This is a genomic window from Phytoactinopolyspora endophytica, from assembly GCF_004138495.1.
Lineage (GTDB): Bacteria > Actinomycetota > Actinomycetes > Jiangellales > Jiangellaceae > Phytoactinopolyspora > Phytoactinopolyspora endophytica.
Window position 1 is genome coordinate 136,546 of record NZ_ML142866.1, and the last position, 6,594, is coordinate 143,139.

Annotated in this window: 8 protein-coding genes; 2 read left to right on the plus strand and 6 right to left on the minus strand. The window is 65.5% G+C overall.

The genetic code is table 11. The annotated features are described in order from the left end of the window. Window positions 1-207: 207 nt before the first annotated feature. The 4 genes from ELR45_RS27545 to ctaC form a co-directional block, all read right to left on the minus strand. Window positions 208-762, minus strand: a complete 555-nt coding sequence (locus ELR45_RS27545) for an SRPBCC family protein (RefSeq protein WP_129669176.1) — start codon at window positions 760-762, stop codon at window positions 208-210. Between the two features lie 231 nt (window positions 763-993). Next, on the minus strand, window positions 994-1,389 hold the full coding sequence (locus ELR45_RS27550; RefSeq protein ID WP_129669177.1) for a cytochrome c oxidase subunit 4: 396 nt from the start codon (window positions 1,387-1,389) through the stop codon (window positions 994-996). Beyond that, window positions 1,386-3,161: an aa3-type cytochrome oxidase subunit I gene (gene ctaD, locus ELR45_RS27555; RefSeq protein ID WP_240760193.1), complete on the minus strand. Its 1,776-nt coding sequence runs from the start codon at window positions 3,159-3,161 to the stop codon at window positions 1,386-1,388. The genes ELR45_RS27550 and ctaD overlap by 4 nt, the downstream gene beginning before the upstream one ends. Further along, window positions 3,158-4,015, minus strand: coding sequence for an aa3-type cytochrome oxidase subunit II (ctaC, locus tag ELR45_RS27560; protein ID WP_129669178.1), 858 nt, complete (start codon window positions 4,013-4,015; stop codon window positions 3,158-3,160). Before ctaC ends, ctaD begins: the two co-directional genes overlap by 4 nt. Before the next feature lie 152 nt (window positions 4,016-4,167). On the opposite strand from ctaC, the gene ELR45_RS27565 reads away from it, so the two are divergent. Further along, the gene (locus ELR45_RS27565; protein WP_205857378.1) at window positions 4,168-5,364 is read left to right on the plus strand and encodes a cysteine desulfurase family protein; all 1,197 of its coding nucleotides are present in this window, start codon (window positions 4,168-4,170) and stop codon (window positions 5,362-5,364) included. Window positions 5,365-5,587: 223 nt separating this feature from the next. Next, complete coding sequence (locus ELR45_RS27570) at window positions 5,588-5,818, plus strand: sulfurtransferase TusA family protein (RefSeq protein ID WP_129669180.1); 231 nt, start codon at window positions 5,588-5,590, stop codon at window positions 5,816-5,818. Window positions 5,819-5,830: 12 nt separating this feature from the next. Here ELR45_RS27570 and ELR45_RS27575 read toward each other — a convergent pair whose 3' ends face one another. Together ELR45_RS27575 and ELR45_RS39290 are read right to left on the minus strand one after the other, a co-directional pair. After that, a complete protein-coding gene (locus tag ELR45_RS27575; RefSeq protein ID WP_129669181.1) occupies window positions 5,831-6,178 on the minus strand; it encodes a HesB/IscA family protein in 348 nt (115 codons plus the stop codon). A 164-nt stretch (window positions 6,179-6,342) separates the two neighbouring features. Then, on the minus strand, window positions 6,343-6,594 hold a 252-nt coding region (locus tag ELR45_RS39290; RefSeq protein WP_205857379.1), incomplete at its 5' end, for a glycerate kinase.

Below are 6,594 nucleotides of genomic sequence, written 5' to 3' on the forward strand. Positions count from 1 at the left end.
TTCCACGTCGACAGGAGCCTGTTGGCCGGCGCCTGAGACCTCGCCTGCAGGGCCTGGCTCGACGCCGCAGCAGCATAGAACGAGTCGACGCGACGGCCGCGTCCCGGATCTCCCCGGGGCGCGGCCGTCGTGCGTACGTGGTGGTGCACGCAGATGAGGTTTTGTGAACTCGCCCGCTGGGATCGGGCCGAACGCCGTGGAATCCGTTCAGCGACGCCGGTTCGCGCCCAGAATCGCGTTGAGCCCCTGCTCCCCTCCCCGCATGACAACACGGTGGCCGAGCACGAACAGCGGCCACAGCAGAGGCGTCGTCAGCCGCATCCACCGGCGTGCCGCCACAACCTCCAGCGCCACCTCGATGTTCGTTCCCAGTGGCACCGTCCCGCTGGGATCCGCGTTCCGGCTGGGATCCGCGTTCCGGCTGCGCACCTGACCGCCTGTACCAGCGCCGTAGGGTGCCGCGTCGGCGAACTCGACAGTCGCACTCCCGATCACGTCCCCGCGCACGGACAGCGTCACCTGCTTCTCCGGGATCACGTCAACGAGACGGAGGTCGGTGCGGAGCTGGTAACCGATGGGACTGCGCCACAGGCACTGGGACTCGCTCCCGACGAGATCCTCCGTCCGATCCACCTCGATCGAGCGCAGCCTGGGCCACCAGTCGAGCCATCCCTGGCCTGGCTCTGTCAGAAATGCCCAGCAGCTGCCCAGCGGCGCGTCGACGAACCACATCGACTTGAGACTGTACGAGCGTGGCTTCACAGCACCGACCCTACGTAGCACCACACGCAGGCCTACAGCCGCGTTCGACAGCCTCGGGCTCGACGGTGGAAGACTATCTCGCGACAGCTGGAATGCTCGCCACGCTATAGCAGGTCAACAAGCTCCAGCGATATACATGACAACTCTCCAGCGCTCGACGCGCGCGCGTATCGCGTATACAGAACAGGGGCCGGAGAAACTCTCCGACCCCTGTTCGTGTCAACGCAAGCCTCAGTGGGAGTATTCGCCTCGGTAGTACTCGAAGACCCATCCGAGGACCGCGATAGCAGCCAGCGCCACGCCGATGATGAAGATGAACCAGGCGAAGACCAGGCCTAGAAACACCACCGTCGCCGCCAGGCCGCCCATCAGCGGCCACCACGAGTGCGGGCTGAAGAACCCGTACTCCCCGGCCAGCTCTTCGATCTCGCCGTCATGGCGGTCCTCCGGACGCGGGCCGAGACGACGGACGAGCAACATGAAGTAGAAGGCGATCATCGCGCCCAGCCCGAACGTCACCGTCAACGCAGTAGTGCCCGTCGGATCCCCCGAGGCGAACCAGTAGATGGGTGTGACGATCGCGAGGAAGACCGCGACGACCCCGAAGACAAGCGCTTCAACCTTCACTGCTCCCCCTCCCCTTTCTTATCGTCGTCTGTACGGCCGTCCTCATCCACCTGGTCGACGTCCGCCGGGCCGAGAACTTGCACCAGCGCCCCGCCGTCGGTGGGTTTGACCTGAGACTGTGCGGCCGCTTCCGGGAACTTCAGGTCGAATGCCGGACGCTCACTGCGGATCCGCGGCAGCGACGTGAAGTTGTGCCGAGGTGGCGGGCAGGACGTCGCCCATTCCAGTGATGCCCCGTATCCCCATGGGTCATCGACCGCGACCTTCGGCTGCAGCCGCGACTTCCACACGTTCCACAGGAACGGCAAGGTCGACACGGCGAGCACGAATGATCCCACGGTAGAGATCTGGTTGAGCAGCTCGAAACCGTCCTCAGGCTCATAGTCCACGTAACGGCGCGGCATCCCGTCGACGCCGAGCCAGTGCTGGACCAGGAATGTGCCGTGGAAGCCGATGAACAGCGACCAGAAGTGGAGCTTTCCAAGCCGCTCGTCCAGCATCCGACCCGTGAACTTCGGCCACCAGAAGTAAAAACCGGAGAACATCGCGAACACCACAGTGCCGAAGACGACGTAGTGGAAGTGCGCTACCACGAAGTAGGAGTCCGAGACATGGAAGTCCAGCGGCGGCGACGACAGGATCACGCCGGTGAGCCCGCCGAAGAGGAACGTCACCATGAAACCGAGCGCGAACATCATCGGAGTCTCGAATGTGACCGAGCCTCGCCACATCGTCCCGATCCAGGCGAAGAACTTCAGTCCGGTGGGAACGGCGATCAGCATCGTCATTGCCGCGAAGAACGGCAGGTTGACCGCCCCGGTCACGTACATGTGGTGTGCCCAGACCGCCACCGAAAGCATGGCGATCGACAGCGTCGCCAGCACCAGGCCTTTGTAGCCGAAGATCGGCTTGCGGCTGAAGACCGGGATGACCTCAGTGATGATCCCGAAGAACGGCAACGCGATGATGTAGACCTCGGGATGACCGAAGAACCAGAAGAGGTGTTGCCAGAGGATCGCACCACCTGCCGACGGGTCGAAGATGTGCGTCCCGAGGTTGCGATCGGCGAACAGCGCGAACAGCGCGGCGGCCAACAGCGGGAAGGCGATCAGCACCAAGATGGCCGTGACCAGGATGTTCCAGGTGAATATCGGCATCCGGAACATGGTCATGCCAGGAGCGCGCATACAGACGATCGTCGTCACGAAGTTCACAGCACCGAAGATGGTGCCGAACCCGCTCATCGCCAGGCCTGCCACCCATAGATCCCCACCGACGTGTGGCGTATAGACGTCATTGGAGAGCGGTGTATAGGCGAACCAGCCGAAGTCAGCCGCACCACCGGGCGTGATGAAGCCCGCCATCACGATGAGCCCGCCGAAGACGAACAGATAGAAGCTGAACATGTTCAGCCTCGGGAACGCGACGTCGGGCGCACCGATCTGCAGCGGAACGATGATGTTACCGAATCCGATGAACAATGGAGTCGCGAACAGCAGCAGCATGATGGTGCCGTGCATGGTGAACAGCTGGTTGTAGACGCCATCGCTCACCACCTGCCGTCCGGGCGAGAAGAGCTCGGCACGGATCAGGAGGGCCATGACTCCGCCGGCGAGGAAGAACCCGAACGACGCGATCAGGTACATGTACCCGATCACCTTGTGGTCGGTCGACGTCATCCAGCGGACGGCCACGCTACCTTTCAGCCGCGGCGTCGTCACCGGCAGAGGGGCCTCCGTCGTGGCGGCCGTACGTTCGAGGTATGTGGTCACTCTTCGCTCCCGCCTTCGCCAGCCGGCCTCTCCGCGTAGGCGCCGCGGATCGGGGCGTCGATCTGGCCCGTCTGGCCTTCGTCACGCAACTCCTGCATACGGGCGGCATACTCCTGTTCAGAGACCACTTCGACGTTGAACAGCATTCTCGCGTGATACGCACCGCACAGCTCCGCGCACTTGCCGGCGAAGGTGCCTTCCTCGTTGGGCGTCACCTGGAAGCTGTTGGTCCGGCCCGGCACGACGTCCATCTTCATGTAGAACTGGGGTACCCAGAAGGAGTGGATCACGTCGGGCGAGTCGAGCTCGAACCGGACCGTCTGGTCCACCGGAAGGTACAGCGTGGGAGTGTCCGTGGTGGTGCCGACCTCGTAGACGTCCTCGTCGGCGTAGTTGAAGGTCCACGACCACTGCTGGCCGATGACGCCCACCGTCAGATCCGGCGGTTCGGATTCGTCGAGGATGTCGTCCTGATGCTGCACGGTGAAGTAGAACAGCACACCGATGACGATCAACGGCGTGACCGTGTAGAGGAATTCGATCGGCACGTTGAATCGAGTCTGCTTGGGCAGCTCGTCATTGCGCTTGCGGTACGCCACCATGGCCCAGAGGATCAACCCCCAGACCAGGATGCCCACCGCGAACGCGGCCACCCACGAGCCGACCCAGAGGTCACCGATCAGCGGCGCTTCCTCGGTCACCCCTTCGGGGAGACCGAAACGCTGCCCTTGGTTATCAGCGTCCGCAGCGCAGCCGCTCAGCGCCAACACTGTGCCCACCGCAGCGGACGCAGCCTTAACCCTGCGACGCACCGGGCGAGCCGACCTATCCTGACCCACGAGGCGCCCTTCCATGCTTTGCACTCACTTGTGAAGCAGCGCCGAGCCGGGACCGACAACGTCTCGCAGCGCGCACTGCACCCAAGGCAAGCTTCTCTTGTCGCAGCCCACCCTAGCGGTTCGCACTCGGCGGCCAGCGACGAGGTCGGCCTATTACGGTACGTGTCGTGGAGTCCTTCTCTGATCAGGCCGACCCCCGCGTCGGATCCGGCCATTTCGACGCCGCCTCGACCGAAGCCCTGCACCCAGCGGCGCGTGAGGTCTGGCTGGCTGCGATCGACGACGGCTGGGCCGACCCGGCCAGGCTGTACGGAGCAGCGCGCCGGGCCCGCATGCTGCTCGACAATGCGCGCGAGATCGTCGCCGCCGTTCTGGGATCGAGGCCGGATGAGATCTCCTTCACATCCTCCGGCACCCAGGCCGTGCAGCTCGGCATGCTCGGCGCGCTGCGGGCCCGGGAACGAACTCACCGCGGTATCGTCGCATCGGCCGTGGAGCACTCATCTGTCCTGCATACGGCCGCCTACGACGCGAGCACCTCGTCGCCCGCCACATCTGCCGCCTCCGCGGGCCCGCCGGTCCAGCTCGTCGACGTCGACCGGCATGGACGGGTGGACGCCGGCGAGTTCGCGGCGGCGTTGCGGCCCGAGACCGCGCTCGCGTGCCTGCAGACGGCGAACCACGAGGTCGGCACCGTGCAGCCGGTCGAGAAGGTCACGCAGCCGTGCCAGGAGCACGGGGTTCCGCTGCTGGTCGACGCCGCCCAGACGGTCGGCCGCCGCCCGATACCCGCCGGCTGGTCGGTGCTGACCGCCAGCGCCCATAAGTGGGGCGGGCCGCCCGGGGTGGGGGTGCTCGCCGTGCGACGCCCTACCCGGTGGCGGTCCCCGCTGCCCGAAGACGAGCGGGAGGGCGGACGGGTGCCGGGCTTCGAGAACCTGCCCGGGGTTTTGGCGGCCGCTGCCGCTCTGCGTGCACGCGTCGAGGAGTCGGACGAACTCGCCCAGCGGCACTGGAAGCTTGTGGAGAGAATCCGCCACGAGATCCCGAAGCGCATCCCCGACGTCGAAGTCGTGGGCCACCCGGTGCAGCGGCTGCCTCACCTGGTGACGTTCTCGTGCCTCTATGTCAACGGCGAGGCACTGGTGACCGAGCTCGACCGAGCCGGGTTCGCGGTCAACAGCGGATCGTCGTGTACCGCCAGCACGCTACGCCCCAGCCATGTACTGGAAGCGATGGGCGTGCTCACACACGGCAACGTCCGCGTCTCGCTCTCACGCGATGTGACGGCGGACGACGTGGATCGCTTCCTCGACGTCGTGCCCGACGTGGTGACCAGGCTCCGATCCGAGGCGGGGATGTGAGCGACTGGACTGGTCGGCCGTGGTCCGGGAGGTGGTGGTCCGGGGGAAGGAATCTCCCGGCTCAAGCCCAACCGGGCCACAGACCAGCCGAGCCCGGCACACACCACACAACCCCATGCCGGGTGATCCTTCCCCCGGACCACCACCGACGTGGGGCGTTAACCCCGGGAGATCCTTCCCCCGGATTACCGGCCCCAGGCTCCATTCGTAAAGGAGGTGCGACGTGATTGAACTGGAGCTCGACTGTCGCGGGCAGCTGTGCCCGCTGCCGGTCATCGAACTGGCCAAGCGGATCGGCGATGCTCCGATCGGCGGCCTGGTGCGGATCATCGCCGACGACCCAGCCGCGGCGACGGACATCCCGGCATGGTGCCGGATGCGCGGACAGGAATACGCCGGCCCAGGTGAGGCCGAGGCTTCCGCCCCGTCGTACCTGGTCCGGCGTATCCGCTGACCGCGCGAGTTGTCAGTGGAACGAGTCGCCGCAGGCGCAGGAACCACCGGCGTTGGGGTTGTCGATGGTGAACCCCTGCTTCTCGATCGTGTCCACGAAGTCGATGGTGGCGCCGCCGAGGTACGGCGCGCTCATCCGGTCGACGACCACGTTCACGCCGCCGAAGTCGTGCACGGTGTCACCGTCCAGCGAACGCTCGTCGAAAAAGAGCTGATAGCGCAGGCCCGAACAGCCACCCGGCTGAACAGCGATGCGCAGCTGGAGGTCGTCCCGGCCCTCCTGGTCGAGCAGAGCCTTGACCTTGCCGGCGGCCCCTTCAGTAAGCACTACGCCGGTAGCGGTCTGTTCCTGAACCGTCATCGTTGTTCTCCTGACGAATAGCGGACTGCGTCACTAGCTTCCAACGTACGCGGTCCCGATGTCATTCCGGACCGACAGTGCAAGTGTAGGACCTGTTCGCCCTGTTCCCATATCGTGCGACGGTGACGGGTGTCGTCAGAGCTCGGTCAGGTTGACAGAGTGATTCATCCACGTCTGCCCCACGTCCTGGCGACACGTTCCGCGACGCCGGCCAGGCTCTGCGCCGGCTGTGCGAACGCCTCTTCCTCCCCCACCATGTCGACCAGGGAGTACGCCGCCTCGATCCCGTTGGCCCGGAGCTCGCGGCTGCCCACTTGAACGGCTCCCGCCAACGCCACACACGGCCGCATGGCCGCATTCGCCAGTTCCGCCACGCCGACCGGCACCTTGCCGTTCATCGATTGCCAGTCGAGTTT

Bases quoted from the DNA above. Each gene is read 5' to 3' on its own strand.
- ELR45_RS27575 (WP_129669181.1), bottom strand. From the start codon at position 6,178: ATGACGGTTCAGGAACAGACCGCTACCGGCGTAGTGCTTACTGAAGGG.
- ctaC (WP_129669178.1), bottom strand. From the start codon at position 4,015: ATGGAAGGGCGCCTCGTGGGTCAGGATAGGTCGGCTCGCCCGGTGCGT.